General features: G+C 56.8%; 25 protein-coding genes. 9 read left to right on the top strand and 16 right to left on the bottom strand.

Annotation, left to right across the window (positions count from 1 at the left end):
- The first annotated feature begins 2 nt into the window (after positions 1 to 2).
- Positions 3 to 1,523 carry a cobyric acid synthase gene (locus tag FE845_RS08290; protein ID WP_200363355.1) on the top strand — a complete coding sequence of 507 codons (1,521 nt, stop codon included), beginning with the start codon at positions 3 to 5 and terminating at the stop codon, positions 1,521 to 1,523.
- A complete protein-coding gene (gene bluB, locus FE845_RS08285) occupies positions 1,507 to 2,205 on the top strand; it encodes a 5,6-dimethylbenzimidazole synthase (RefSeq protein WP_200363352.1) in 699 nt (232 codons plus the stop codon). The genes FE845_RS08290 and bluB overlap by 17 nt, the downstream gene beginning before the upstream one ends.
- Here the strand turns inward: bluB and FE845_RS08280 are convergent.
- The gene (locus FE845_RS08280; RefSeq protein WP_200363350.1) at positions 2,147 to 3,634 is read right to left on the bottom strand and encodes an ATP-binding protein; all 1,488 of its coding nucleotides are present in this window, start codon (positions 3,632 to 3,634) and stop codon (positions 2,147 to 2,149) included. The genes bluB and FE845_RS08280 overlap by 59 nt on opposite strands.
- Complete coding sequence (locus FE845_RS08275; RefSeq protein WP_200363348.1) at positions 3,625 to 4,311, bottom strand: response regulator transcription factor; 687 nt, start codon at positions 4,309 to 4,311, stop codon at positions 3,625 to 3,627. Before FE845_RS08275 ends, FE845_RS08280 begins: the two co-directional genes overlap by 10 nt.
- A 233-nt stretch (positions 4,312 to 4,544) precedes the next feature.
- On the opposite strand from FE845_RS08275, the gene FE845_RS08270 reads away from it, so the two are divergent.
- Genes FE845_RS08270 through FE845_RS08255 form a run of 4 tightly spaced genes read left to right on the top strand, consistent with a single transcriptional unit; the run spans position 4,545 to position 8,796 of the window.
- On the top strand, positions 4,545 to 5,255 hold the full coding sequence (locus FE845_RS08270) for a thermostable hemolysin (RefSeq protein ID WP_227714190.1): 711 nt from the start codon (positions 4,545 to 4,547) through the stop codon (positions 5,253 to 5,255).
- A complete protein-coding gene (locus FE845_RS08265) occupies positions 5,239 to 7,410 on the top strand; it encodes an AMP-binding protein (protein WP_200363346.1) in 2,172 nt (723 codons plus the stop codon). The genes FE845_RS08270 and FE845_RS08265 overlap by 17 nt, the downstream gene beginning before the upstream one ends.
- Positions 7,397 to 8,179 (top strand): SDR family oxidoreductase, encoded by a 783-nt coding sequence (locus FE845_RS08260; protein WP_200363344.1) that lies wholly within the window; start codon positions 7,397 to 7,399, stop codon positions 8,177 to 8,179. Before FE845_RS08265 ends, FE845_RS08260 begins: the two co-directional genes overlap by 14 nt.
- Positions 8,176 to 8,796 (top strand): tetratricopeptide repeat protein, encoded by a 621-nt coding sequence (locus FE845_RS08255; protein ID WP_200363342.1) that lies wholly within the window; start codon positions 8,176 to 8,178, stop codon positions 8,794 to 8,796. The genes FE845_RS08260 and FE845_RS08255 overlap by 4 nt, the downstream gene beginning before the upstream one ends.
- Here the strand turns inward: FE845_RS08255 and FE845_RS08250 are convergent.
- From FE845_RS08250 to FE845_RS08190, 13 genes are read right to left on the bottom strand one after another with little or no spacing between them, the layout of a single operon-like run.
- The gene (locus tag FE845_RS08250; protein ID WP_200363340.1) at positions 8,789 to 9,718 is read right to left on the bottom strand and encodes a F0F1 ATP synthase subunit gamma; all 930 of its coding nucleotides are present in this window, start codon (positions 9,716 to 9,718) and stop codon (positions 8,789 to 8,791) included. The two genes, FE845_RS08255 and FE845_RS08250, sit on opposite strands and share 8 nt — an antisense overlap.
- Positions 9,702 to 11,306, bottom strand: a complete 1,605-nt coding sequence (locus FE845_RS08245) for a F0F1 ATP synthase subunit alpha (protein WP_200363339.1) — start codon at positions 11,304 to 11,306, stop codon at positions 9,702 to 9,704. The genes FE845_RS08250 and FE845_RS08245 overlap by 17 nt, the downstream gene beginning before the upstream one ends.
- A 36-nt stretch (positions 11,307 to 11,342) precedes the next feature.
- Positions 11,343 to 12,113 carry a F0F1 ATP synthase subunit B gene (locus tag FE845_RS08240; RefSeq protein ID WP_200363337.1) on the bottom strand — a complete coding sequence of 257 codons (771 nt, stop codon included), beginning with the start codon at positions 12,111 to 12,113 and terminating at the stop codon, positions 11,343 to 11,345.
- 8 nt (positions 12,114 to 12,121) lie between these two features.
- Positions 12,122 to 12,400 carry a F0F1 ATP synthase subunit C gene (locus FE845_RS08235; RefSeq protein WP_200201421.1) on the bottom strand — a complete coding sequence of 93 codons (279 nt, stop codon included), beginning with the start codon at positions 12,398 to 12,400 and terminating at the stop codon, positions 12,122 to 12,124.
- Complete coding sequence (locus tag FE845_RS08230) at positions 12,397 to 13,095, bottom strand: F0F1 ATP synthase subunit A (RefSeq protein ID WP_200363335.1); 699 nt, start codon at positions 13,093 to 13,095, stop codon at positions 12,397 to 12,399. Before FE845_RS08230 ends, FE845_RS08235 begins: the two co-directional genes overlap by 4 nt.
- Positions 13,095 to 13,409 (bottom strand): ATP synthase subunit I, encoded by a 315-nt coding sequence (locus tag FE845_RS08225; protein ID WP_200363333.1) that lies wholly within the window; start codon positions 13,407 to 13,409, stop codon positions 13,095 to 13,097. The genes FE845_RS08230 and FE845_RS08225 overlap by 1 nt, the downstream gene beginning before the upstream one ends.
- Entirely contained in the window at positions 13,403 to 13,708 is a 306-nt protein-coding gene (locus FE845_RS08220; RefSeq protein WP_200363331.1) for an AtpZ/AtpI family protein, read from the bottom strand. Before FE845_RS08220 ends, FE845_RS08225 begins: the two co-directional genes overlap by 7 nt.
- Positions 13,705 to 14,115, bottom strand: a complete 411-nt coding sequence (locus tag FE845_RS08215) for an ATPase (RefSeq protein ID WP_200363329.1) — start codon at positions 14,113 to 14,115, stop codon at positions 13,705 to 13,707. Before FE845_RS08215 ends, FE845_RS08220 begins: the two co-directional genes overlap by 4 nt.
- Positions 14,112 to 15,488, bottom strand: a complete 1,377-nt coding sequence (gene atpD, locus FE845_RS08210) for a F0F1 ATP synthase subunit beta (RefSeq protein ID WP_200363327.1) — start codon at positions 15,486 to 15,488, stop codon at positions 14,112 to 14,114. The genes FE845_RS08215 and atpD overlap by 4 nt, the downstream gene beginning before the upstream one ends.
- Before the next feature lie 19 nt (positions 15,489 to 15,507).
- Positions 15,508 to 16,431 carry a carbamate kinase gene (gene arcC / locus FE845_RS08205; RefSeq protein WP_200363325.1) on the bottom strand — a complete coding sequence of 308 codons (924 nt, stop codon included), beginning with the start codon at positions 16,429 to 16,431 and terminating at the stop codon, positions 15,508 to 15,510.
- Positions 16,432 to 16,465: 34 nt separating this feature from the next.
- The gene (locus tag FE845_RS08200) at positions 16,466 to 17,467 is read right to left on the bottom strand and encodes an ornithine carbamoyltransferase (protein WP_200363322.1); all 1,002 of its coding nucleotides are present in this window, start codon (positions 17,465 to 17,467) and stop codon (positions 16,466 to 16,468) included.
- A gap of 18 nt (positions 17,468 to 17,485) precedes the next feature.
- On the bottom strand, positions 17,486 to 18,715 hold the full coding sequence (locus tag FE845_RS08195) for an arginine deiminase (RefSeq protein ID WP_200363320.1): 1,230 nt from the start codon (positions 18,713 to 18,715) through the stop codon (positions 17,486 to 17,488).
- Between the two features lie 14 nt (positions 18,716 to 18,729).
- The gene (locus tag FE845_RS08190) at positions 18,730 to 20,214 is read right to left on the bottom strand and encodes a YfcC family protein (protein WP_320159676.1); all 1,485 of its coding nucleotides are present in this window, start codon (positions 20,212 to 20,214) and stop codon (positions 18,730 to 18,732) included.
- Positions 20,215 to 20,438: 224 nt separating this feature from the next.
- Between FE845_RS08190 and FE845_RS08185 the strand changes: the two genes are divergently transcribed.
- Positions 20,439 to 21,104, top strand: a complete 666-nt coding sequence (locus FE845_RS08185; RefSeq protein WP_200363318.1) for a DNA-3-methyladenine glycosylase I — start codon at positions 20,439 to 20,441, stop codon at positions 21,102 to 21,104.
- A 20-nt stretch (positions 21,105 to 21,124) separates the two neighbouring features.
- Here FE845_RS08185 and cobS read toward each other — a convergent pair whose 3' ends face one another.
- Positions 21,125 to 21,889 (bottom strand): adenosylcobinamide-GDP ribazoletransferase, encoded by a 765-nt coding sequence (gene cobS / locus FE845_RS08180; protein WP_200363316.1) that lies wholly within the window; start codon positions 21,887 to 21,889, stop codon positions 21,125 to 21,127.
- A gap of 174 nt (positions 21,890 to 22,063) precedes the next feature.
- Between cobS and FE845_RS08175 the strand changes: the two genes are divergently transcribed.
- Together FE845_RS08175 and FE845_RS08170 are read left to right on the top strand one after the other, a co-directional pair.
- A complete protein-coding gene (locus FE845_RS08175; RefSeq protein ID WP_200363313.1) occupies positions 22,064 to 23,572 on the top strand; it encodes a sensor domain-containing diguanylate cyclase in 1,509 nt (502 codons plus the stop codon).
- Positions 23,573 to 23,656: 84 nt separating this feature from the next.
- Positions 23,657 to 24,523: an MBL fold metallo-hydrolase gene (locus FE845_RS08170; RefSeq protein WP_200363311.1), complete on the top strand. Its 867-nt coding sequence runs from the start codon at positions 23,657 to 23,659 to the stop codon at positions 24,521 to 24,523.
- Positions 24,524 to 24,530: the final 7 nt, after the last annotated feature.

The following is a 24,530-nucleotide window of genomic DNA, read 5'->3' as shown; positions in this document are numbered from 1 at the left end:
TCATGACCACCCTCATGATCCAGGGCACTACCTCCGACGCCGGTAAAACGACTGTCGTTGCGGCCCTGTGCCGCTGGTTGGCCCGTCAAGGTGTATCGGTTGCGCCGTTCAAACCACAAAACATGGCATTGAACAGCGCAGTCACGATCGACGGTGGCGAAATTGGCCGGTCCACCGCTCTACAGGCCCTGGCCTGTGGCCTTGAGCCACACAGCGACATGAACCCGGTATTGTTGAAGCCGCAAAGCGATTGCGGTGCCCAGGTTATTTTGCGCGGGCAAGTGCATGGCAATATGGATGCGCTGGATTATCATGCCTACAAAGCCGAAGCCATGGAGGCGGTTATGGCCGCCTGGCGCTCACTCAGCGAACGCTACGATGTAATCATTGCCGAGGGCGCTGGCAGCCCGGCCGAGGTTAACCTGCGGGCCAACGACATCGCCAACATGGGCTTTGCGGAAGCGGCAGATTGCCCGGTGTTGTTGGTGGGTGACATTGACCGGGGCGGCGTGTTTGCACAGCTGGTAGGCACGCTGGCGCTGATCTCAGGTAGCGAGCAGAAGCGTACCAAAGGCTTCATTATTAACCGTTTTCGCGGTGATATTGGCTTGCTGGAGCCGGGTCTGGACTGGTTGACCGAGCGCACCGGAAAACCAGTCATCGGGGTGTTGCCCTATCTTCACGGCCTGATTGTGGATTCTGAAGACAGCATAGGCACATCCGGCACCAGCGACGCCGGAGCGCTTAACGTAATTGTGCCGGTGTTGCCGCGCATCAGTAACCACAACGATTTCGACCCCCTGCGCCTGCACCCCGGCGTAAACCTCCAGTTTATCGGGCCAGACCAGCCCATCCCTCCGGCGGATCTCATCATCCTACCCGGCAGCAAAAGCACCCGCACCGATCTGGACTTTCTGCACAGCCAAGGCTGGGCCCAAGCCATCCGTAAACATCTGCGCTACGGCGGCAAGGTGTTCGGCATTTGCGGCGGTTTCCAGATGCTGGGTAAGCAAGTGGCTGACCCGAGCGGGCTGGAAGGAAACGCAGGATCTACAGAAGGCTTGGGTTTGCTCGAAATGACCACCAGCATGGTGGCCGGTAAACAACTGAGAAACGTGCAGGGCGTGCTAAACCTGACGGCAACGGATGGTGCGAAAGCCGAGGTTGGTTTCAGGGGATACGAAATGCACAATGGCGTTAGTGAGGGAGCGGCTCTGACGCGCCCGCTGGGCCGGATAAATGGCAGCAACGAGGGCGCGATGAGTACTGACGGCCAGATCGCCGGAACCTACGTGCATGGAATATTCGACGAGCCCACCGCCTGTGATGCAATCCTGCGCTGGGCCGGGTTGAATCAGTCGGGCGCTGCGGTGGATTATCAGCAGCATCGCATGGCGCAACTGGACCGATTGGCGGATCAGATAGAGCAGCATCTCGATACCGCGTGGTTGCGCGAACTGCTGAACCTGAGCCCGATAGCGTTCACCCCGGAGGACACCAGGCACAATGAGTCATTCAGATAACAGCTTCAGTGACAGCGAGCGCGCCGGACTCTACCGTGCCATATACGAACGCCGCGATGTGCGCTCACAGTTTCTACCAGACCCGATTCCAAAACCCGTGCTGGCAAGGCTCCTGAAAGCCGCGCACCACGCGCCTTCCGTGGGCTTTATGCAACCCTGGGATTTTATACTCATCGACAGCCTGGACGTTCGCGAGCAGGTATTGGCCAGCTTCAATGAAGAGAACGCAAAAGCCGCAGACAATTACACCGGGGAGCGCCAGCAAACCTATCGCAGCCTGAAACTGCAGGGCATTACTGAAAGCCCGATGAATCTGTGTATTACCTGTGATCGCAGCCGCGGTGGCGCCCATGTGCTTGGGCGTAACTCCATTGTGGATATGGATCTGTTCAGCACCTGCCTTGCCGTACAAAACCTCTGGCTGGCGGCGCGGGCGGAAGGCATCGGTGTGGGTTGGGTCAGTATTATCGACCAAACCAGGCTGGCCGATATTCTGAACCTGCCGGAAAACGTCTACCCACTCGCGTATTTGTGTCTTGGTTATGTCAGTGAGTTTCTGGACAAGCCGGAGCTGGAGGCCAAGGGCTGGCGATCACGTTTAGCCGTGAGCGAGCTTCTGCATGTTAATCGTTGGGGGCAATCGTTGGATGATGAGGCTCTTCAGGACGCGCTGAACCTCTGAAACCTTGTTGGGCCAAATCTTTGCCATTGCTCCGAATGGCGCTTGCTGGCAGCCACAGGCTAACCCAAAGCCCGGCCTGCCCGTCAGGCCGAGCGTTCAGCGTGAGCTGGCCGCGGTGAAGTTCCGCGATCCTGCGCGCGATAGCCAATCCCAGCCCTGCGCCGCCACCGAGCCGTTGGTCGAGCCGTACAAAACGGCTGAGGGCCCGTTCACGGGCTTCTGCTGCGATGCCCGGCCCCTGGTCACACAAAGTGATGTGATAGCCGTTGCCGGAAGGTGTCAGGCGGATCTCTACCAACGTATGTTCCGGGCTGTACTGAATGGCGTTGGCCAGCAGGGTTCGCATCAGCGTGCTGATCAGCGCATCGTTGCAACACACCGGAGCCTGACCGATATCGTCATACAAAACCGGTTCGATATTCTTTTTCAGCGCCAACGGCGTTACATCAGCAATACTTTGCTCGAGTATCGCGGACAGATCGTGATCTTGCTTCGAGAAACCGGCCCCGGAATCGACCCGGCTCAGCAGCAGCATTTGTTCCACCAGGTGCGTCATGCGGTCAACCGACTGGATCAGGGTCCGGAACTGCTGTGGGTCGTCTCCACAGGCTTTTTCAAGATTCAGGCGCAAGGCTGCCAGCGGTGTGCGCAGCTCGTGGGCAGCATCCGCTGAAAAACGCCGCTCCCGTTCCAAAGCCTGATCCAGCCGCTTGAGCAGGCTGTTTACCGCCTGCACCAGGCCTGCGACTTCCTTTGGCGCTTGCCGGTCATCAAGTGGATGGATACGTTCCGGAGCCATGTTGCGGATGGGGTGCTCCAGCCGGCGTAGCGGGCGAAACCCGACCTGGATGGCGGCGCCGGCGGCCAGCAGCAGCAGCGGTAAAGCCAGAAGCAAGGGCAGCACGTTACCCAGAGCCAGTTCCTGGCTCAGCTCCTTGCGAATTTCCTCACGCTGGGCGGTGCGAATCCAGAAGCCGGTCGCCGGGTCGCGAAGTGTGAACACGCGCCAGCGATAGCCTTGGGATTCAGCCCATGAGTAGCCCGGGGCCAAGCCTTTGGCGTCATCGGCCTTCAGCGTATCCAGCAGCGGCGTGCGATCGGGCGTCCAGACCTCAAAGGCCAGTTTTTTCTCGTATTTGTGCCCGGCACCATCGGGCAGAATTTCGTCACCATCGGCTTCCGGGCCGACATCCTGCGCAAGCGGCAAGGTCAAGGTTTCGCGCAGGGTTTGTGGCAGCTGCTCCATGGATTGGGTGTCCGCCAAGTGGCGAACCAGTCCCTGCACAATCCGCGAGCTTTGAGCCAGTTCGGCGTCGAACAGCTCTTCCAGTTCGTGATTGCTCTCAATGTAGCTCCAGGCGGCGGCAGTCAGGGCAATCAGCAGCACTGTGGAGGTAACAAGCAGCGTCAGGGTGCGGGTCAGGGACATTCCGGGTCTCCGCAAGCGGCCTGGCTGTCCAGCAGGTAGCCAACGCCGCGGATGGTGCGAATGGTCGCCTTGCCTATCCGGCGTCGCAGATGGTGAATATGCACTTCCAGAGCATTGCTCTCCGCACCCGGCTCCCAACCATAGAGCTGTTCTTCCAGCCGCCTGCGGGTGGCGACCTGGTCCGGGTGGCGCATCATGTACTGCAGAATCTGGAATTCACTGCGGGCCAGTGTGACGGACTCTGTGCCCAGGGTTAGCTGGCCAGAAGCTGTGTCCAGTGCCAGCCGGCCTAAAATCAACTCATTACGATTGGTTGCGGACTTGCGCCGGGTAACGGCGCGAATCCGGGCCTTGAGTTCGGCCATGGCGAAGGGTTTGGTCAGGTAGTCGTCGGCACCTGCATCCAGACCCTGCAGCTTCTCTTCCAGTTCCGCCCTGGCGGTCAGAATGATAATAGGAAGCTGATTGCCCTGTTGCCGGGTATGCCGAACGATATCAAGGCCGTCCACCCGGGGCAGGGTCAAATCCAGTAAGGCCAGATCAAAGTGCTCATCCACCAACGCATTCAGCGCCTGCTGGCCATCATCCAGCCAATCTACGGTGTGCTGGTCTGCCCGCAGCATATCCAGCATGGTTGTGCCCAGAAGTTGGTCATCTTCTACCAGTAATATGCGCATTAAGTAGGGCCCGTATTGGAATAGAACGTCAAACTTTCACACTTCAAATTCGTACTCGCGAAAAGTCATTTTACACAGGCATTCTTAAGCAAGTCTTAACGGATGTTCGGGAGAAACCTTAAGGCCTGTTTAAGAATTCTGGTGTCCGGGCTTAAGGCTCGGTTAAGGCTTGCGCTCTAATCTGACCGCTCACTATCACGGGCACCTTGCCCGAGAGCTGTTGGAGAGCGAGCATGACTGATCCGCTAACGATGTCCATACATTGCCCGCCAGATTCACCGGAGCTGGTTCCCGCCCTTCGTTGTGCCGGGCGCTGGTTGAGCGAGATTAGCCCGGGTACCGCGCTGGCGGCTACGGTCGCAGAGTTCATTCGGCGGCGGTTTTTGCAGGCCTATGGGGCGGAGCCCGCACTGCGGATACCTTTGTTGCTGGCCCTTACCTCGGCTCAGGGTACGCTGTTGGCAGCGGTGGGCGTTCGCGATGCCGCTCTGGAACCGCTTTTTCTTGAAGACTATTTACCTGCTCCGATTGAATCTGTAATGCCGGTGCCGGGTATTGCCCGTGAAAACATTGCAGAGATTGCCCACCTTGCCGGTGTAGAGGCGGGTGTCAGCAGGCACCTGTTTGTTTCGTTGACAGTGTGGTTGGCGGATGCCGGTTTTGAATGGGTGGTATGCACGGGCACTGATCAGTTACGGAACAGCTTTCATCGACTGGGTATTGCTACCCGGGTGTTGGCGCAGGCGGATCCAGAGCGTTTGCCCGATAGGGGCGCGGGCTGGGGCCGCTACTATGAGCACCAGCCGTTGGTGATAGCTATCAACGTGGCCGACAGTCTCAGCACTCTGCGCCAGGCAAACCTGCTGCGGCGTATTCAGCCGGTACAGGCAGGCTCTGGCTCAGGCGAATCAGAGCAAGGAGGCGCTTATGGCAACCTTGCCTGAACTGCTCCACCGGCAGGCGCTGGCGCACCCTTCGCACATCGCCTTGCGCGGGCCAGAATCAGATCTCAGTTACCAACAGATGATGCAGGCCGCAGAGGCCGTAGCGGAACAGTTGCGCCTGCAGGGCATAAAGCGGGCGGGAGTGTGTGGAGACAACACCATTGCCTGGATACTGGCCGATCTTGCCTGCCTGCTGGCAGGCGTTGTATGTGTGCCAATTCCGGCGTTTTTCTCTGAAACCCAGGTAGCGCACCTGATTGAACAGGCAGGCTTGCAAGGCCTGCTATCCGGCGAAGAGTCCGAGGAGAGTGAGTTTCTGGCCCGGAGTGTCTGGTTGCGGAGGTTGCAGGGTTCTTCAAAAGTCCTGCGAATGCCGGAAGGCACGGCCAAAATCACTTTCACCTCTGGCAGTACAGGAAGCCCCAAAGGCGTGTGCCTGTCGCTGGCGCAAATGACCGCAACCACCCTGGCCCTGAAAGAGCGGCTGGCGGAAGTAGAGCTGCAAAATCATCTATGCATTTTGCCACTGGCCACGCTGCTGGAAAACATTGCCGGGGTGTATCTGCCGTTGCTTATAGGAGCCACCGTGAACGTGGCGCCACTGGAGCGCCTGGGGGTGACTGGCAGCAGTGGCCTGAACCTGAACCGGCTGGTTGAGGGCATTCACCAAGGCCAACCCCAGTCCCTGATTCTGGTGCCGGAGCTGGCGATGGCACTGGTGAGCGCCGCCGAGCAGGGGCAGCTCGACAGCCGCTCTCTCCGGTTTCTGGCGGTTGGCGGTGGCCGGGTGTCCCCGGAACTTCTGCACCGTGGCCGTGCCGCCGGCTTGCCGCTGTATGAGGGCTATGGTTTGTCGGAATGCAGCTCTGTGGTGGCCTTGAACGTGCCGTCTGCCGAGTGCGAGGGCAGCGTGGGTAAACCACTGTCTCATGTGCAGGTGAGGGTGGATTCTGATGGCCACATCCGGATTCGCGGCAATACCCACCTGGGTTATCTGGGCGATCAGAAAGCGCCGTGTGAATGGTTGGATACCGGCGATCTGGGTGCGCTCAGCACGGGCGGTTTCCTGTCGGTTAATGGCCGTTCAAAGAATCTTCTGATCACCAGCTTTGGCCGCAATGTCAGCCCCGAGTGGCTGGAAAGTGAGCTGGTTCAGGGGCTGGGTATTCTCCAGGCAGTTGTGTTCGGTGATGGTGAACCGCAGCCCACGGCTCTGCTGACAGTGACCGATGGGCGCTCATCAGAGGCCCTTGCCCGGTCTGTAAAGCAAATCAATCAACGCCTCCCGGATTATGCCCGACTGGCCAGAGTGTATATCCGCCAGCAACCACTTCGCCAATCCGAAGGATTTATCACAGCAAATGGTCGCCCGGTGCGGGCGCAGATTCAGGCGCATTTGCCGGTCCTGCTGGCAGAAGCCTTCCCCCTGTTTGTTTCAACATCGTTTACTCATCCACAAGGAGAATCTCACATGGCATTTTTTGACAGATTGCAGCAGGAAACCGCAGAGGCACGGGCTCACGTTACCGGCGCGCCGGTGGTTAAAGCCATTGGCGAGGGCGATTTCAGCCTTGAGTCTTACACCTGGTTTCTGACTCAGGCATTCCACCACGTAAAACACACGGTGCCTTTGATGATGGCCTGTGGTGCCAGATTGCCCCGGCGCTTGGAGTTCGTCCGCAAGGCACTGGTTGAATACATTGATGAAGAGTACGGCCACGACGAGTGGATACTGAATGATCTGGAGGCCTGCGGTGCCGACAGGGAAGCCATTCGTAACGGCAAATCGGATCTGTCTATCGAGCTTATGGTGTCCTATCTGTACGACCAGATTAACCGGGGCAATCCGGCGGCGTTCTTCGGGATGGTTCAGGTGCTTGAGGGCACGTCCGTAGAACTGGCGACACCTCTGGGCGAACAGATCCAGAAACTTCTGGGGCTGCCGAATCAGGCGTTCAGTTACCTGTATTCCCATGGGGCTCTGGACCAGGATCACTTCGAGTTCTTCCGCAACCTGATGGATGGCATCACCGATCCGGACGACCAGCTGGCGGTTATTGACGCAGCACGTGTGGTGTACCGGCTTTATGGCGATATGTTGCACAGCATCCCGCTGCCCGCCACTCGCAAGGAGCAGCGGCATGAAGCTGCATGATCGGATTTTTCTCCTACTGGGGGGCACCGGCGGCATTGGCGAGGCTCTGGTCGATTCCCTGGCTCGGGCGGGTAGCCGTGTCATCGTGGCATCCCGGCACCCGGAGAATATCGGGCATAGGGAAGGCGTGTCCCCGGTACATCTGGATCTTGCTGCCATAGATCTGGATCAGCAGCTGGTGCGCTTGAGTGAGGCTTATCCGGACATCGATGGTGTGATCCATTGCGCCGGGCAGAATCGCTTTGCCGAGCTCGCTGCGATGGCAGTCAGCGAACTTGATGCCCAATTCAGTGTAAACCTGCGCTCTGCCATGCTTGTGGCCAGGCATTTTGTGCCCCGATTCCGGAAGGCTGGTAGCGGCGCCCTGGTCTTCGTAGGGTCGACGTTTGGCAGTATCGGTTTTCCCGGGTATACGGTCTATTGCGCCACCAAGTTCGGCCTTCGGGGGTTCACTGAAGCCCTGCGACGGGAACTGGCGGATACGGCGCTTCAGGTGGTTTACGTCGCGCCCAGGGCCACCGCCACGGAAATGAACCCCGAAGCGGTCAATGAGTTGAATCGTGCGCTGGGCAACCATGTTGACTCGCCACAAGCGGTGGCGTTGGTCATTCTGAAAGCCATGGAAAACGACGACCGCCGCCGCTTCCTCGGTTGGCCCGAGAAACTGTTTGTGGTGATTAACGGAATACTGCCGCGTCTTGTTGATAAAGCCATGCTCAAGAAACTACCGGTGATAAAACGCTTTCTCAATACAGGAGTACTGCAATGAGGTGGCTGTTGGTGATGATGGCATGGGTAATCGCCATGCCGCTCTGGGGCGCAGATTTTGAGACCGAGCTGAACGGGATTCAGCAGCGTTGGGCAGAAATTCAGTATCAACTGCCAGAGGCTAAACAGGAAAAAGCGTTTGCAGATCTGGCAACCGATCTGGAAGCATTCGTTGCCCGCCACAACGACCGTGCCGAGCCCCTGATCTGGCAGGGTGTTGTGTTGAGCACCTATGCCGGTGCAAAAGGTGGTTTGGGCGCGCTCGGGCTGGTCAAGGATGCCCGTAAATCGCTGGAAGCCGCTCTGGCCATTGATGCCGACGCGCTCGACGGCTCGGCCTACACCTCCCTCGGTAGCCTTTATTACCAGGTACCCGGTTGGCCTTTGGCCTTCGGGAACGACGACAAGGCCCGTGACTACCTGCAAAAAGCATTGGCCATTAACCCTGAGGGTATCGACGCGAATTACTTCTTCGGTGATTTTCTGCTGGAACAAGGCGAGCCGGAGCGGGCAAGAGCCTACTTCCGCAAAGTCCTGCAAGCACCCGCCAGGCCCGGGCGAAGCGTGGCGGATGCTGGCCGCCGTGAACAAGCAAGAAAGCGCCTGGAGGCTAACTGATTGGTTCCGGGCACGGCTTTTGAGCGCCCGCAGGTCGGGCGCGACTTCCCCGCTTCTTCAACGCCTCAAACCCGATAATCACATCCATCAGTTCGTTGGTAATTTCCGTTTGCCGAACTGACCGAAGCTCACCCTCTACCACTTCAATGCGTTCATCCACCGATTGCTCAGCCTGCTGCATCAGAGCCAGTCGGGCGGAATTTTCGGTCACCATGGCTTCGGCCGAGGCACGAAAAACGCTGGCGAAGATATGGCTGCGAATCAGGGATGATAACAGCGCGCCCGCCTCCATGGTGTAATCCGGAAGTGAGCGTGAGTCCCATTGTTTTTCACGCTGCAGCAGAGAAGGCGCAAGGGGAAGAAGGCTCTGTATGGTCGGCTCCCGCGTGCCATGTTCGCCGCGCTGGGTAAATGCCAGAGTGACGGCCAGATGGTGCAAAGGTTGGCCCCGGCTAAAACGGTCTATACGGGTAACGATATCTCCAGCAAGACGGCCTATACCTTCGGCAGAGGCCGGTGGCAGCAATACTGCTTCGGGCAGCAGGTCCTGATCATCCAGAGCATCGTTCATTTGTGCACCGATGCAGAACAGGCGCTGCTTGCCGATTGTCTGGCTCTGACAATGGTGCTGGACCACCTCTGCGAGGGCTTCGTTGTAGTTGCCGCAAAGCCCGTGATCGGAGCCAAATACGATCACCAGATGCTCCCAAGCCTCTTCCTGCTGCAGGTTGATACCGCTGGTTCGGTAAGCAAAGGCCGCAAAGCCTTCCAGTATGGTCTGGTGATAGGCCTCAATGGAGCGGGCGGCATGGTCATATGGCGCGGCGTTAATCGCAGACAGTGTTTTCATGGTGTGAACAATGCCGCGAATGCTGGTGAGGGTGTCGCTGTGCCGGGTCAGCGTCTCAAGTGTCTGGGGCACGGCTGACCTCATTTGCACTTTCAGGGTTCGCGGCCAGAGCTTTGCGCGCCGCCGTGATAATTCGTTTGCGGTCTTCCTCGTTTAAACCTTTGTTTTCACTGATGCGCTCATCGATGAATTGGAAGTGCTTTCGGGCAACGGTACGGATGCGGTCCATGGCATTGCCCAGTTGCTCTTCGGGCAAGGCATCGAAAATCCCTTCCATAGCGGCAATCAACACCGCCAGCTGCTCTGCGGCGGGCATGGGATCGCGTTCGGCCTGACGCATGGCGGTACGAACGGCCGCACCGCGAGTTAGCCGGGCGCGGGTGGTGTCGTCCAGTCTTGTGCCAAAGCGGGCGAAGTCTTCCAGTTCTTCGAACTGCGACAGTGTGACCCGCAAGTTACCAGCCACTTGCCGTAAGGTGCGGCTTTGGGCTTTGCCGCCTACGCGGGAAACGGACAAACCCAGATCCACAGCGGGGAACTGGTTTCGGCGCACCAGTCGCGGTGACAGGTAAATTTGTCCGTCGGTAATGGAGATCAGATTGGTGGGAATGTAGGCAGACAGGTTCTCCGCCTGGGTTTCCACCACGGGCAAGGCGGTAATCGAGCCTCCACCCGCTTCCTGAGTAAACTGGCCGGCCCGCTCCAATAAGCGCGCATGAACATAGAAAATATCGCCGGGGAAAGCTTCGCGCCCCGGTGGCCGGCGCAACAGAAGTGACAACTCCCGATAGGAGCGGGCGTGGTGGGTAAGGTCATCAAAAATGATCAATACATCCCGACCCTGATCGGAAAAGTATTCTGCCATGGCCATAGCGGAATAGGGCGCGATGTACGCCAACCCCGGTGTTTCTTCGTCACCGGCCGACATCACGATGCTGCGTGCCAGCATATTGCCTTTTTTCAGGGCCGCGATAACCCGGGATACGGCATCACCGCGCTGGCCGATAGCACAATAGAGACAGATAACATCCGAGCGCGACTGGTTCAGCATGGTGTCTATGGCAATGGAGGTCTTGCCGGTTTGGCGATCACCGATGATCAACTCGCGTTGGCCGAGGCCTACAGGTACGGCAGCATCAATGGCTTTAAGGCCGGTTGCCAGCGGCCGGAAAATAGCTGAGCGGCTGAGAATGCCCGGTGCTTCTGCTTCAATGGGGGTTTCTGCAACAGCGGCGATAGCTCCCAAACCATCCCTCGGGCGGCCCATGGCATCAACCACACGCCCGAGCAACGCGGGGCCGACGGGCACGCTCACCACCTTGCGGGTGCGGCGTACATCCTCGCCCAGAGTAATCAGCTCGGAAGGACCAAGCAGAATCACCCCGAGCCGGCCAGGTTCCAGATCCAGCACTATGCCCTGAACACCGCATTCGAAAATCAGCAGCTCATCGGCCAAGGCTCGAGCCAGACCGGTCACAATTGCAACGCCATCGCCTACTTCAGTGACCCTGCCGACCTCAGTTAATACCGGCGCAGGCGCGGGCGCCGCCAGCATGGATTTCCGCCATGCCTCGAACTGCTCGGCTGAATGCAATTCAGCGTGCGGTTGAGAATGTGATGGAAAGCGGTTTTCCGGAACACTGTGATCGGTGTCGGTCATAGCGATTAATCTTTCCTTTATTATTCACGACCGGGTTTATGTGCCCGTCGGCTGAATGCGCCCGGAAGCACCCGCAGCCATGCGCTCGTTTAGCAGCGCATCAAATTCTTCGGTATAGCTGTCCACAGTCCAGGCTACCTGTGCGCCGCCAACCCGCAGAACCAGGCCTGGCGACTGTTGCGGGTCGCTTTCAAAGCGCAGGTTTATGCCTGGTAGCAAGCTTTTAACGTCAGCAAGCAGCAGCGCCTGTGCCGCTTCGGGCAAGGTGTTGCGTGTGGTTGCTACCGCCTCCTTGCTGTCGCCGGCAGCATCCGAGAGTTCGCCAGCAATAGGCCGCAAACGCGCGCTTACATGGCGAACGATAGCCTCTTCCAGGGATTCATCCGCAAGATCCCGCAGTGCTTTGCGGGTCAGCTCCAGCAGGGTTTCTTCGCCGGTACGCTGCAGCTGTGCGGTGAACTTCTGGCGTTCACGCTCAAGGTGCTTGTGCCAGTCTTGCTGTTCCTGCTCCAGCTTGGCGCGAGCTTCGGCCAGCAGGCTGTCGCGCTGATCTTCCGATTCCCTCAGGGCCTGTTTGACCACAGCATCCTGATCCGACAACAGCTGTTTTTGCTGCTGGCGGAATTCCGCTTCGGCAGCCTGGGCCTTTTTCTCGGCCTCTCCTGCCTCTGCCATGCGGCGCTTTATTTCAGCCTCACGGGCATCTATGCCATCAAGAATCGGGCGGTAGAGAAAGCGCTTCAGCAGCCACACCAGCACCAGAAAGTTGGCGATCTGCGCGATAACGGTAATCCAGTCAATGGACATGATCGGCTCTAGCCTCCTGCGGCAACCTGCATGGCATCCCAGAACGGGTTGGCAAAAATAAGAATCATAGCCACCACAAAGCAGTAGATGGCGGTAGATTCAATCATCGCCAGGCTCACGAACAGGGTTCGTGACAGAGTTGGCGCTGCATCCGGTTGCTGTGCAATGGCGGCAATCGCAGCGGCGGCGGCTCGCCCTTCACCCAGTGCTGGGCCAATGGCGCCGATGGCAATGGTAAAACCCGCGGTAAATATCGAAATGGCCGCAATAATGGCGAGATCGGTCATGACTTATCCTCTTTTTTGAGCGCTGGAGCGTCTGGTTCTGCCGTGGCAGATGAAATGTAAACGGTAGCAAGAATGGCGAATATATAGGCCTGAATCATGCCGGTTAACAAGCCAAGCATGTCCATGACCACCGGGAAGAAAAACGGCGCGACGGTAAGCAGGATGGCCGCAATAACCGCCCCGCTCATTACGTTGCCGTAAAGACGGATGGCCAGTGAGATGCCCCGGGAGAACTCGCCGATGATGTTGAATGGCAACATGATGACCGAGGGCTCGATAAAGGTTTTGAGATAATGCCCTACGCCTCCACTGGCTATGCCGAATACCGGTACCGCCACCAGCACAGACAAGGCCAGTGCCGCTGTGGTGGATAGCGACGATGTGGGCGGTGAAAACCCGGGTACCACCAGCATCAGGTTTGATAAAGCGATGAACAGGAACAGGGTGCCGGCAAAGTACATCACGTGGCGTGCGGAGTTCCGGGTTACCTCTTCGATCTGGCCTTGAATCAGCTTTACGATCACTTCCAGCGAGGTGCGCCAGCGATTGGGCGGTACATCTGGCCGGAGGTTGCGGGTAATCAGCATGGAAATACCCACCAGCAACGCCATCACAATCCAGGTGTTAACGATGGTGGCGTTAACCTCCCAGCCGGCCAGCGTAAAAACGATAATGTCATCCGGGGTAAGCTGCATTATGCGCCCTCCTGTGTAGCCGTTGCGGGTGCCTTGCTGATTCTGGCCCAGAGCACGGCCACCAGCCGTGCCAGGAAAAACGCCAATGCGTAGCCGGCGATGGCCCAGTTACTGTCAGCGTAAGCCGTTACCAGAAAACCAACACCAAGCAGCATTGCAATCCGGCAAAACGAGCTGGCCATCAGCCAGAGGCCGGGCCGGTCAGAGCCCAGGGCGCGTCGCATACCCCAGGCCAGCCCTATGAAGAACAGCGCACTGACGGGTAAACCAAATGAAAACCCCAGCAATACCGCTGGCCAATCTACAATTACCAACGTTTGTCTCCCTTGCGGTCTGGCCCTTCCCGTTCGATCCAGCTCCAGGCAATGATGCCTCCTGCAACCACGCCACCCAGAATCAGGGCAATGGGCCAGGAAAAGTTCTGTGGTGCTACGTCGTTCAGCCACAGCCCCAGGAAAGCGCCCCCCACGGTGGGCACTGCAATCGACCAGCCGATGATTCCGAAGGCACCAAGCCCGCGCAGGGGGCTGACGCCGGGCTCATCCCTTGCGCGCTTCATGCGCTCGGCACTGCGCCGTATGTCCTCCGCTGAGCGATCATTTTTCTGGCTCATACTGTGGGTTTCCGTAAGTCGCCAAACCGCCGCACTATGCCTGCTTCCAGCCGGGACAAAGCCGAGCGTGCAACCCGTTCTTCCTCATCCACTTCGATAAACGCAGCCTGAATGGTTTCGTTCAAGGATTCTAGATCCTTGCCTTGAACGCCGCGACGTATGGCGATGTCTACCCGATGGCCTTTTTTCATCAGGACGCCCTCATCTACGCCAAAGAAAGCTTCGGTACCGTCGGCCGAAGTGAGAATAAGCACCGAGGGCACCAGTGCCGTCACAAAATCCGTATGGTTCGGGAGCATGCCGAAAGCACCGTTTTGCGCGGTGGCGAATAGCCGCTGTACGCTACCTTCGAACAGGGTTCGGGTGGGCAGGCGCAGTGTTACCTGCATGGATTCGGCAAGGCTCATGACTTTTTCTCCAGATCCTTCAGGGAGCCAATCATGTAGTAGTCAGTTTCGTTATCGTGAAACTCGCTCTGGTTCAGGATGGTTTCGCAACCGTCCAGAGTGTCCTTGATGGACACGCGCCTGCCGCTGTCGCCGGTCAGTGCGCCGACGGTGAAAAACGGTTGTGTGAGAAAACGCTCAAGCCGCCGCGCCCGCGCCACGGTGGCCCGGTCGGCGGCTGAGAGCTCTTCCATGCCCAGCATGGCAATAATGTCGCGCAGGTCTTCGTACTCGGTCAGGGTGCGCCTTACCGCCCGGGCAATGTCGTAATGGCGCTGGCCAACGATGGCCGGAGTCAGCATAACCGAGGCAGAACCGAGGGGGTCCACCGCCGGGTAAAGGCCCTCACTGGCACGCTTGCGCGACAGCACCACCGAGGCGGAAAGGTGCGAGAAAATGTGCGCCGCGGCCGGGTCGGTGAAGTCATCAGCAGGCACATAAACCGCCTGGATTGAGGTGATGGCACCATTGCGTGTGGATGTGATGCGCTCCTGCAACGTTGCCAGTTCGGTAGCCAACGTGGGCTGGTAGCCCACCCGGGAGGGCATGCGACCCATCAGGCCGGAGACTTCCGAGCCCGCCTGCACAAAGCGGAAAATATTATCGATGAGTAGCAGCACATCCTGTTTCTGCACGTCGCGGAAGTACTCCGCCATGGTGAGCGCGGTTTTGCCTATCAGAAACCGCACACCCGGGGCTTCGTTCATCTGCCCGAACAGCATCACGGTTTTATCCCGCACACCGGCATCGCCCATCTCCCGGTAAAGCTCTTCCGCTTCCCGCGAGCGCTCGCCAATGCCGCAGAACAGGCTTACGCCCTGATAATGTTGAACCGTGTTGTTGATCAGTTCGGTAATCAGCACGGTTTTACCTACGCCGGCACCGCCGAACAGGCCGGTTTTGCCACCGCGCTCAATGGGGGACAACAAATCGATGGCTTTGATGCCGGTTTCCAGAATGTTGCTGTGGATAACGCGGTCTTCCAGCGCCGGTGGCGGCTGGTGAATGGATCGCCGCTCAGTGGCGGCAGGAGCGGGCTTGTTGTCGATGGGTTCGCCAAACACGTTGAGCATGCGCCCGAGCACCGTATCGCCCACCGGAACCTGAATGGGCGCACCGGTGGCCTGCACCGGCATTCCCAAACCCAGCCCACGTACGGGTGCCAGCGCCATGCAGCGCACGGCGCCATTCTCAAGGAGAGAGGTAACCTCCATGGCCAGATTGCCAGCGTGAACCAGATCCTGAATACGGGGCGAGGTTGCCGGAAACTTTACATCGACAACACCGCCGCGAATTCCCACTATCTGCCCAACATCAACGATCTGATTCGACATGAATAGCAAGCCCGAGCAATTAAGAGTGATTGGTCGCGTCTTTAGTGATGAGTGTTCCGGCACGCCCATTCAGAATGTCCAGCGCATCTTCCAGCCGGCCAATGCCGCTGATGCCACCGGTGTCTGCAAAATCACAGGCCGCTACCACCTTCGGCCCCATGGAACCGGCTGGGACGTCCAGTGTTCTGCCCTGTTCGGGGGTTACGCTGCGAACAGGTGCGGCTGTGGGCGTCCCGAAATCACGATAAACCGCGTCCACATCGGTTAGCAGCAGCAAGGCATCGGCCTTCAGCTCCCGTGCCAGCAAAGCGCTGGCAGCGTCCTTGTCGATCACGGCTTCCACACCGGTCATACTGCCGTCGTTACGGCGCAGCACTGGTATGCCACCACCGCCGGTACAGATAATGACTACACCCTGATCCAGCAGTAACTTCAATACCCGCATATCGGGTATCTCTCTGGGCGCAGGCGAGGCTACTACTCTGCGCCACTTGTCACCGTCGGCTGCAATGTGCCAGCCTGCAGCCGCGGCACGGGATTCAGCTTCAGCTTTATCATAGACCGGGCCGATAAATTTGGTGGGGTTTTTGAAGGCAGGATCGTCCCGGTCGACAACCACCTGTGTAAGAAGTGTTGCCACCGGGCGGTCGTGACCCAGAGCGTTTTCCATCTCCTGCTCAATCATATAACCGATCATGCCGCCGGTTTCTGCGCCCAGCACATCCAGCGGGTAGGCTTCCTCAGGCTTGTACGCAGCACCCTGCAAAGCCAGCAGCCCCACCTGGGGGCCGTTGCCGTGGGTAATCACCAACTCATGACCGGCCTGTACCAGTTTGGCCAGTGATTTTGCGGCGATTTTTACATTGATGCGTTGGGCTTCCGCTGTCAGTGGCTCGCCGCGCTTCAACAGGGCATTGCCGCCCAGAGCTGCAACAATCAGCATACTGTGCATCCTTTGTCAGCAATTCGAGCCAGCGTCAGGCCCCGAGTGTGGCGACCAGCACCGCCTTGATGGTGTGCATGCGGTTTTCAGCCTGATCGAATACGATGGAGGCGGGGCTTTCGAAAACTTCATCCGTCACCTCCATGGCGGTAATGCCGAACTCGGCCTCTATTTCCTTGCCCACAGTGGTTTCGGTGTTGTGGAACGCGGGCAGGCAATGCATGAAGCGGGCTCGCGGGTTGCCGGTTTTTTCCATCAGAGCGGCGTTTACCTGATAGGGCATTAACAGCTTGATGCGTTCGCCCCACTTCTCCTTGGGCTCACCCATGGAGACCCACACATCGGTGTAGACAAAATCTACGCCAGCAACAGCGGCATCCAAATCTTCAGTAATCGTGATTCGGGCACCGGTTTCTTGGCCGAGGGCATGGGCTTCATCTATGATGCTCTGGTTCGGCCAGCAGGCTTTTGGTGCGCACAACCGCACGTCCATTCCCATTTTCGCGCCGCCGATCAACAAGCTGTCACCCATATTGTTTGCGGCATCTCCAACATAAACATAGGCCACCTCATGCAAGGGCTTCTCAACGTGCTCTTGCATGGTCAGGAAGTCGGCAAGGATCTGCGTGGGGTGGAACTCATCGGTCAGGCCGTTGTAAACCGGAACTCCGGCATACTCTGCGAGTTCTTCAACAATTTTTTGGCCAAAACCACGATACTCAATGGCATCGTAGACTCGCCCCAACACCCTCGCTGTATCTTTCACAGACTCCTTGTGACCGATATGGGTACCTGTGGGACCAAGATAGGTAACACGAGCTCCCTGATCGTAAGCGGCCACCTCAAAACCTACTCGCGTTCGAGTTGAGTTTTTTTCAAAGATCAAAGCAAGTTCTTTGCCGTTGAGTTGAGGAACCTCGGTACCGGCATATTTGGCTGCCTTAAGATCTTTAGACAGCTTCAGTAGAAAACCTATCTCTTGTGGAGAGAAATCCCGCAAGGTCAGGAAGTGACGGTTTTTCAAGTTAAACGCCATGATCTCTATCCTCTCTGGTCAGATGGGGTCACGCATTGTTGGGCAGCTCATGCAACGCCCGCCGCCACGGCCACGGCCTAGTTCGGCGCCGGGAATAGACAGCACTTCAATGCCTGCTGATTTCAATGCTGCGTTGGTGTCGTCGTTGCGGTCGTAGCCGATAACGACGCCTGGGCTTAGCGCCAGCACATTGTTGCCATCGTTCCATTGCTCCCGCTCACGTTCGGCGGGGTCATTACCACCGGTTGCGACAACTTCTAGAGATTGATAGCCGAGTACTTCTGCAACCACATCAAACAACGGTCTGGAATCCTGACGGAAAGCTAAGTGCTTATCACCGGTTCCCGGAGTGAGGTCGTAGCAGACTACTTCATCCGCGACCTCTTTGAACGCGGTGACAACGTTGCCGCCGCAGAATGTGAAAATGGTGTCCAAGTGCATGGCGGTTCGGGATTTCGGGATCTGACAGGCAATTACCCGTTCAGCCGTGCCTCTTTCGAATAAAGCATTCGCCAGTTGCCCTACAGCCTGCGGCGATGAGCGCTCGCCCATACCCACAAGCACAGCACCATTGCCCACGGGCATCACATCGCCGCCTTCGAGTGTGGCAAGGCCATGGTCTTTCGTAGGATCACCCCAGAGCACGTCCACCTTGCCAGCAAATTTCGGGTGGAAGCGATATACGCCCGCCATCAACAGGGTTTCAGGTTGGCGCGCAGCCCAGTACATGGGGTTTAGAGTTACACCGCCGTAGATCCAGGCGCTGTTGTCCCGTGTGAACAGGTAGTTGGGCAACGGCGGTAGTACGAAGCCGTAGTGGCCCAAGTGATTGCCGAATAGCCCGGTAGGGTCGAACGGCAGGTCTCCCACTTCAAGCCCGCCAATCAGGTATTCCGATAGTTTGATGCCTGGCAACTCGTCCATCCAAGCGCGTAGATCAGAAATCATCCCCACGCCTATGTCGTTCCAAGTAATCCGATGATCCAGAATCCATTTTCGGGCTTCTGGAATGTTCAAGGTTTCGGCCAGCAACTCGTTAACATCAAGAACCTCAACACCCCGCTCCCGCATCACGCTAGCAAACACATCGTGATCTTTTTGGGCTTGCTTCACCCAGAAAACGTCGTCAAACAACAGGGCGTCGCAGTTAGACGGGGTTAGCCTTCGGTGTGCCAGACCAGGGCGGCATACAATCACCTGCCGCAGTTTTCCGGTTTCTGAATGTACTCCAAGCTTATGTTCAGACATGTTTTAATCCTCCACTAAATGAGTGCAGCTGCGCTGATAACCACCGAAATGAAAATGGTAAGAATCAGAAGCAACGGCCAAATAAACGCTATCCAGCGGTCGTAGGACACACGGCCAATTGCCAAGCCGCCGACCACTACGGCAAAGGTTGGGTTGATCAGGTTTACTAGACCGTTGGCAGACTGGAAGGCAGTGACGACAAGGTCGCGGCCCACGTTGGCGAAATCAGCAAGCGGCGCCAGAATCGGCATTGACAGAACCGCCAGCCCGGATGAAGAGGGTACAAAGAAGCTCATGCCTATCTCAATCCAGAACATCAGGTTGATAAACGCCAGTTCCGGCAGCCCGCCGAGGGATGTTTCTGCACTGTGCAAAATGGTGTCGGCAATCATGCCCTGATCCATGATCACTACAATGCCGCGCGCAAGCCCCACAACTAGAGCAACACCCAACAGATCTCTGGCGCCATCCACAAAGCTGCCAGTAAGCTTTTTCTCGCCAAGGCGGGCAATAACGCCGATCACAATGGCGGCGCCAAAAAACAGCCCGCCCATGCGCGCCATCCACCAGCCCTGTGACGATACGCCCCATATCATGACTACGAAGGTAGCTGCGAAGATCACCAGCGCAACAATCTGTGTTCTGGTGAGAGTAGATGTTTCTATTTCATCGGCATGCTTGCCGAGAAAGAGCTTGCGATGCGCCTCCCACTGCTTCGAGACAGCAGAGCGGGATGGATCCGCTTTTACACGAACGGCGTACCGCATAACGTAGGCAGAACAAATCAGCAGACCGCCAATTAGTAGGATAAAGCGCACCACAATACCGTCAGTAAACGGGATTTGAGCAGCGTTGGCAGCAATAACTGTGGCAAACGGGTTGATGGTGGAGCCTAGCACGCCAATTCCAGCGCCCACCAGAATGATGGCGACCCCGGTTACAGCATCGTACCCCGCGGCCATCATGACCGGGATCAGAATGGCATAGAAAGCCAGAGTCTCCTCAGCCATGCCATAGGTTGTGCCGCCAATAGCAAACAGGGTCATCAATATAGGGATCATCCAGATTTCATGGCCCTTGAGATGTCGCATGGCGCTGCGTATCCCGGTATCAATGGCCCCGGTAGCGTTCATTACGCCGAGGAAACCACCCAGGAAAAGTACGAACAGGGCAACATCAATGGCATTGGCCACATAACTGTCTGGATCGTAGAATCCGGCGGTAGGCGCGAGCATTATTTCCACAAAACCCTGAGGGTTGGGATCGACCGTCTGATAGGTGCCGGGCACGGCTACTTCACGCCCGACTTCCTCGTTCATTGCCCGGTCGTATTGGCCGGCAGGTATAATCCAGGTCAGGGCAGCAACAAAGATGATCAGCAGAAACAGAATGGTGTAGGCGGTGGGGAACCGCGTTGCCAAATCCTGTTCAGGGTCGTTCGGTGGGGTGTCTAACGACTTATCAGAAGGGGCTTTTGAGGCGTTATCATGATCAGTCACAGCGATTCTCCTTTATACACATCGACAGCTATATAGGGCCAATGAAAGGTCTCGATCCCGGCTGTGAACTTTTTGCTCTTACCCAGCCAAGAGTGAGCACGATTTCCGGATCGTTAGCCTCCAAGGTAGTCGAGAAACCATGGAGTGAATTGAGTTAGGTCACTATTAATACGATTACGACATTAACTTTTGGACATATATCAATCATTAAAAGACGAGACATTATGCGTTTTTCAGATATCCATGAGCATGCCATCGCCCGCAAAGGCGGCCTCGAAGAGCTGAACGCCCTGCTGCCTAACCTGCCGCCAGCCAAAGTGCTGGAGGAACGAACAGACGACCGCTACCTCTCGGAAATCACCCGCTGTGTCTTTAACGCTGGCTTTGTGTGGCGAGTGATAGACAACAAATGGCCGGGTTTCGAGGCGGCTTTTCATGGTTTTGTGCCTGCCTACTGGCAGCAAGTGCCGCCGGAGGTTTTAGAAGAGCTGGCCCGGGATGAGCGGATTGTGCGCAACATGCAGAAAATACGCACAGTGCCGGAAAATGCCCGCATGATTATGGATGCGACGCGGGAATACGGTAGCTTTGGGGCGTTTTTGAAGCAGTGGCCTTCGGAAGACCAAGTGGGGTTGCTGCTTTGGCTAAAGCGCAACGGCTCTCGCTTGGGAGGCAACAGCGCGCAGTATTTTTTGCGTAGGGTTGGCTGGGATGGCTTTATCCTGTCCCACGATGTTGTTTCCGGCCTACGCCACGCCAAACTTTTGGATGCTTCGCCAATGAGCAAGAAAGGGTTGCAGCAGGCGCAGGCGGCGTTTACCGCTTGGCATCTGGAAACCGGCCTGCCCTACAGCCAGTTATCGCGCATTCTGTCGTATTCAGTAGATTAGGAGATTTATCGGGCCATAAACTAAACCCCCAGCAAAAATACCAACTCACAAAACACCACACTGGCCCCCAGTGCATCACCGGTATAGCCGCCCAACTGCCGCTGCAGATACCAGCCCCAAAGCAGCGCTACGACAATAACCGCAGTGGCTGCCACCAGCCACATGCCCGGTAACCACAGGCTGAAAACCACCGCGACCAGAGCGGTAAAGCCGCAGCTAACCCATAAACGATTGCGCGAAAACCCCTCTGCCACCGGCTTGCTTTTGCTTTTATTGGGGTCGGTTACATAGGGTAGAAATACCATCAGAAGCAAGGGGGTAAGCCTACTAACCGCAGGCGCTACCAGCAGGGCAAGCCAGATGCTTTGGGCGCTCATCAGCAGTGCCGCTTTCAGGCTCAGAGCCATTACCAGTGCAACGGTGCCGTAGGTGCCAATGCGGCTGTCTTTCATGATCTCCAAGCGTTTCTCAACGGTATAACCGCCACCCAGTGCATCCACGCTATCGGCAAGACCGTCTTCATGAAAGGCGCCGGTAATAAACAGGTGAAAACACAATACCAGAAGCACAGATACCAGTGGGCCCCAAGCGAAACTAAAGAGCGCAAATAAGCCTGCATACAAGGCGCCCAGCAACAGGCCTACCAATGGAAAGTACATGCTGCACTGGTTCATCAGTTTCTGGGAGTAATCAATGCGTGCCAGCATGGGAATGCGGGTGAGAAAACCAACGGCCAGCCAGAAGGCTTGCCATTCATTGGATAACGGGTCTTGTTTGACGGGCATGTGCGACTCGGTTTAGCAGAGAGTGTTCCCTCGGGCGATGAAGCGCCAGCTAGCAGGAGACACGGGAAGGTAACACGGACTTGGATGTTTTTCCCGATTTAATAGCTCTGTATGACCCTGTGAACTACACTTTTTTGAAAGAGCGAGAATGCGTGGTTAGCAAATGAGTGGCCCATGACAGCAAAGTTCAATCAGCGTCAGTTGGGAGCCGATACCGACCCTCCGCTGCGGAAATTGGTTTCCTCTATTCCCGATGTGCTCTGCACTTACTGGTTGAGTGCTGATGGCAGTTCTCATCGGTATCTGTTCATCAGTGAGCAGGTGAAGGCCATTTTGGGCATCGACCCTGGCGTGCTTCGAGAGAGCGCTGACGCTCTGTTTGCCGTAATTCACCCAGACGAGGTGTCCGATGTCAGGGCAAGTGTTGCTGAATCTGCCCGTGTTCTCACTCCTTGGAGTTATCAGGCTCGTTTGAAAGTTCAGACTGGGCACTATGAATGGTTTGAAGCCCGCGCCATGCCCGAACGCCAAGCTGATGGCAGCACAATCTGGTATAGCCAGTTTCATAAGATCCAACATTACAAAGACCTTGAACACTCCCTTAGGGAGCGGGAGGCAGAGTCTGCCTTTCAGGCTGACTTTCAAAAGTTGATTGCCAAACTATCCACCGAGTTTATCAACCTGAGCTTCGGCGCAATTGATCAATGCATTAATGAGCTACTGGAAGCTATTGGCGATTTTTTTCAGGTAGACCGGGCCTACTTGTATGAGTTTTCGCCGGATTATCGGGTTATGGATAACACTCACGAATGGTGCTCGGCCGGCGTAGCGACGATTATTGACAGTCAGCGTGATGTGCCGACTGACGGGTTCGATTGGTGGCAAAGCAAGATTGACGAGATGGTGGGTGGTAACAAGGTTATTTTTGTTGAAGAGATTGAGCAGATACCGCCGGGCCCCGAGCGTGTAATGCTGGAAGAGCAGGGGGTCTGCTCAATGTTCTGTGTGCCGGTTCGGGTACGAGGTCTGGTTACCGGTTTTTTCGGTGTGGACTCCATGCGTAATCGCACTTGGCGTGAAGATCAGGCTGATCTTCTCATCATCGTATCGGGCCTGCTCTCGGGGGCGCTTGAACGCAACCGACTTGAGACCGAACTTCTTAACCAGTCCATTCGGGACCCCTTAACAGGCCTGCATAATCGCCGCTACCTAATGCCACGGCTTGACGAAATGCTGGGCCGCTCCCGCCGTGATGGCGAGCCCTTTGCATTGGCCATGTTCGATCTGGATCGTTTTAAAAGCATCAATGACACCATCGGCCACCTCGGAGGTGATAGTTGCCTGCGCAGGTTTGCCGAGATTCTGCTGGAGCAAACCCGAACAACAGATGTTGTGGCGAGGTTTGGTGGCGAAGAGTTTGTGGTTGCGTTCAGTGGTGTAAGCCCGGCGGATGTGCGCCTAACCGTAAGCCGCATTATCTGTGCCGTGCGCGAGCATGACTTCATGTTTGAAGATAAAATTTTGCCGCTAACCGTAAGTGCGGGAATTGCTGCTATCGGAGAGCTGGATGCGATACCTGCGTCGCCAGATCCGTTGATCCGGTTGGCGGATGATCGCCTCTATTGCGCCAAGCAGGAAGGGCGCGACTGTATTGTTGATGCATCAGGGGTATCGCGCATATAAGAAAAGAGCATTTCACCTTATATTCCGTTTTGGTATATCCTTAGAATCAAACACTAAGAGCCCACCCCAACGGAGGTGAATGTCGTGAGTAACCCGATCGTTCAGCATTTTTTTGACGAACCCACCAATACCTTCAGTTATGTGGTTCGCGATCCTGCTAGTCAGGCCTGCGCCATTCTTGATTCTGTGCTTGATTTTGACTACGCCGCAGGCACAACCGATGTGCGTTCTGCCGATGAGATTATTGAGTACGTTCGGGCCAACGATTTAAAGGTTGAGTGGATTCTGGAAACCCACGTTCATGCGGACCACTTGTCTGCTGCGCCCTATCTCCATGAAAAACTTGGCGGCAAAACCGGCATTGGCGCCCACATACGGGACGTGCAGGAGATTTTTGGTAAGGCCTTTAACGCAGGTACAGAATTTGCCCGGGATGGTAGCCAGTTTGATCGTCTATTTCGGGAAGGCGATAGGTTCACCATCGGCGGTCTTGAGTGCGAGGTAATGCACACTCCGGGCCATACGCCTGCCTGCCTAACCTATGTGATTGGTGACGCGGCTTTTGTGGGCGACACGTTGTTTATGCCGGACTATGGAACTGCACGATGCGATTTCCCCGGTGGCGATGCCCGTGTGCTCTACCAGTCGATTCGCAAGGTGCTGTCGTTGCCTTCCGAAACCCGCATTTTCCTGTGCCATGATTACAAGGCCCCGGGCAGGGACGAGTATGTGCACCAGACAACCGTGGCGGAGCAGCGTGAAGCCAATATTCACGTACACGATGGCGTCAGCGAAGATGAGTTTGTGAAGATGCGCACCGAGCGCGATGCCACCCTTGATATGCCCCGGCTGATTCTACCGTCGGTGCAGGTGAACATGCGGGCGGGTGAAATGCCGCCGGCAGAGGATAACGGCCAGGTGTACCTGAAGATTCCGGTCAATTTGTTCTGAGCACGGA

The sequence above is a fragment of the Marinobacter sp. 1-4A genome (assembly GCF_016597725.1).
Taxonomy (GTDB): Bacteria; Pseudomonadota; Gammaproteobacteria; order Pseudomonadales; family Oleiphilaceae; genus Marinobacter.
The sequence above is the reverse complement of the archived record's forward strand: the minus strand, read 5'-3'. Positions and strand labels throughout refer to the sequence as shown.

Coding starts and splice junctions, on each gene's coding strand:
- FE845_RS08290 (WP_200363355.1), top strand. CDS start 3: ATGACCACCCTCATGATCCAGGGCACTACCTCCGACGCCGGTAAAACG.
- bluB (WP_200363352.1), top strand. CDS start 1,507: ATGAGTCATTCAGATAACAGCTTCAGTGACAGCGAGCGCGCCGGACTC.
- FE845_RS08280 (WP_200363350.1), bottom strand. CDS start 3,634: ATGTCCCTGACCCGCACCCTGACGCTGCTTGTTACCTCCACAGTGCTG.
- FE845_RS08275 (WP_200363348.1), bottom strand. CDS start 4,311: ATGCGCATATTACTGGTAGAAGATGACCAACTTCTGGGCACAACCATG.
- FE845_RS08270 (WP_227714190.1), top strand. CDS start 4,545: ATGACTGATCCGCTAACGATGTCCATACATTGCCCGCCAGATTCACCG.
- FE845_RS08265 (WP_200363346.1), top strand. CDS start 5,239: ATGGCAACCTTGCCTGAACTGCTCCACCGGCAGGCGCTGGCGCACCCT.
- FE845_RS08260 (WP_200363344.1), top strand. CDS start 7,397: ATGAAGCTGCATGATCGGATTTTTCTCCTACTGGGGGGCACCGGCGGC.
- FE845_RS08255 (WP_200363342.1), top strand. CDS start 8,176: ATGAGGTGGCTGTTGGTGATGATGGCATGGGTAATCGCCATGCCGCTC.
- FE845_RS08245 (WP_200363339.1), bottom strand. CDS start 11,306: ATGACCGACACCGATCACAGTGTTCCGGAAAACCGCTTTCCATCACAT.
- FE845_RS08240 (WP_200363337.1), bottom strand. CDS start 12,113: ATGTCCATTGACTGGATTACCGTTATCGCGCAGATCGCCAACTTTCTG.
- FE845_RS08235 (WP_200201421.1), bottom strand. CDS start 12,400: ATGACCGATCTCGCCATTATTGCGGCCATTTCGATATTTACCGCGGGT.
- FE845_RS08230 (WP_200363335.1), bottom strand. CDS start 13,095: ATGCAGCTTACCCCGGATGACATTATCGTTTTTACGCTGGCCGGCTGG.
- FE845_RS08220 (WP_200363331.1), bottom strand. CDS start 13,708: ATGAGCCAGAAAAATGATCGCTCAGCGGAGGACATACGGCGCAGTGCC.
- FE845_RS08215 (WP_200363329.1), bottom strand. CDS start 14,115: ATGAGCCTTGCCGAATCCATGCAGGTAACACTGCGCCTGCCCACCCGA.
- atpD (WP_200363327.1), bottom strand. CDS start 15,488: ATGTCGAATCAGATCGTTGATGTTGGGCAGATAGTGGGAATTCGCGGC.
- arcC (WP_200363325.1), bottom strand. CDS start 16,431: ATGCTGATTGTTGCAGCTCTGGGCGGCAATGCCCTGTTGAAGCGCGGC.
- FE845_RS08200 (WP_200363322.1), bottom strand. CDS start 17,467: ATGGCGTTTAACTTGAAAAACCGTCACTTCCTGACCTTGCGGGATTTC.
- FE845_RS08195 (WP_200363320.1), bottom strand. CDS start 18,715: ATGTCTGAACATAAGCTTGGAGTACATTCAGAAACCGGAAAACTGCGG.
- FE845_RS08185 (WP_200363318.1), top strand. CDS start 20,439: ATGCGTTTTTCAGATATCCATGAGCATGCCATCGCCCGCAAAGGCGGC.
- cobS (WP_200363316.1), bottom strand. CDS start 21,889: ATGCCCGTCAAACAAGACCCGTTATCCAATGAATGGCAAGCCTTCTGG.
- FE845_RS08175 (WP_200363313.1), top strand. CDS start 22,064: ATGACAGCAAAGTTCAATCAGCGTCAGTTGGGAGCCGATACCGACCCT.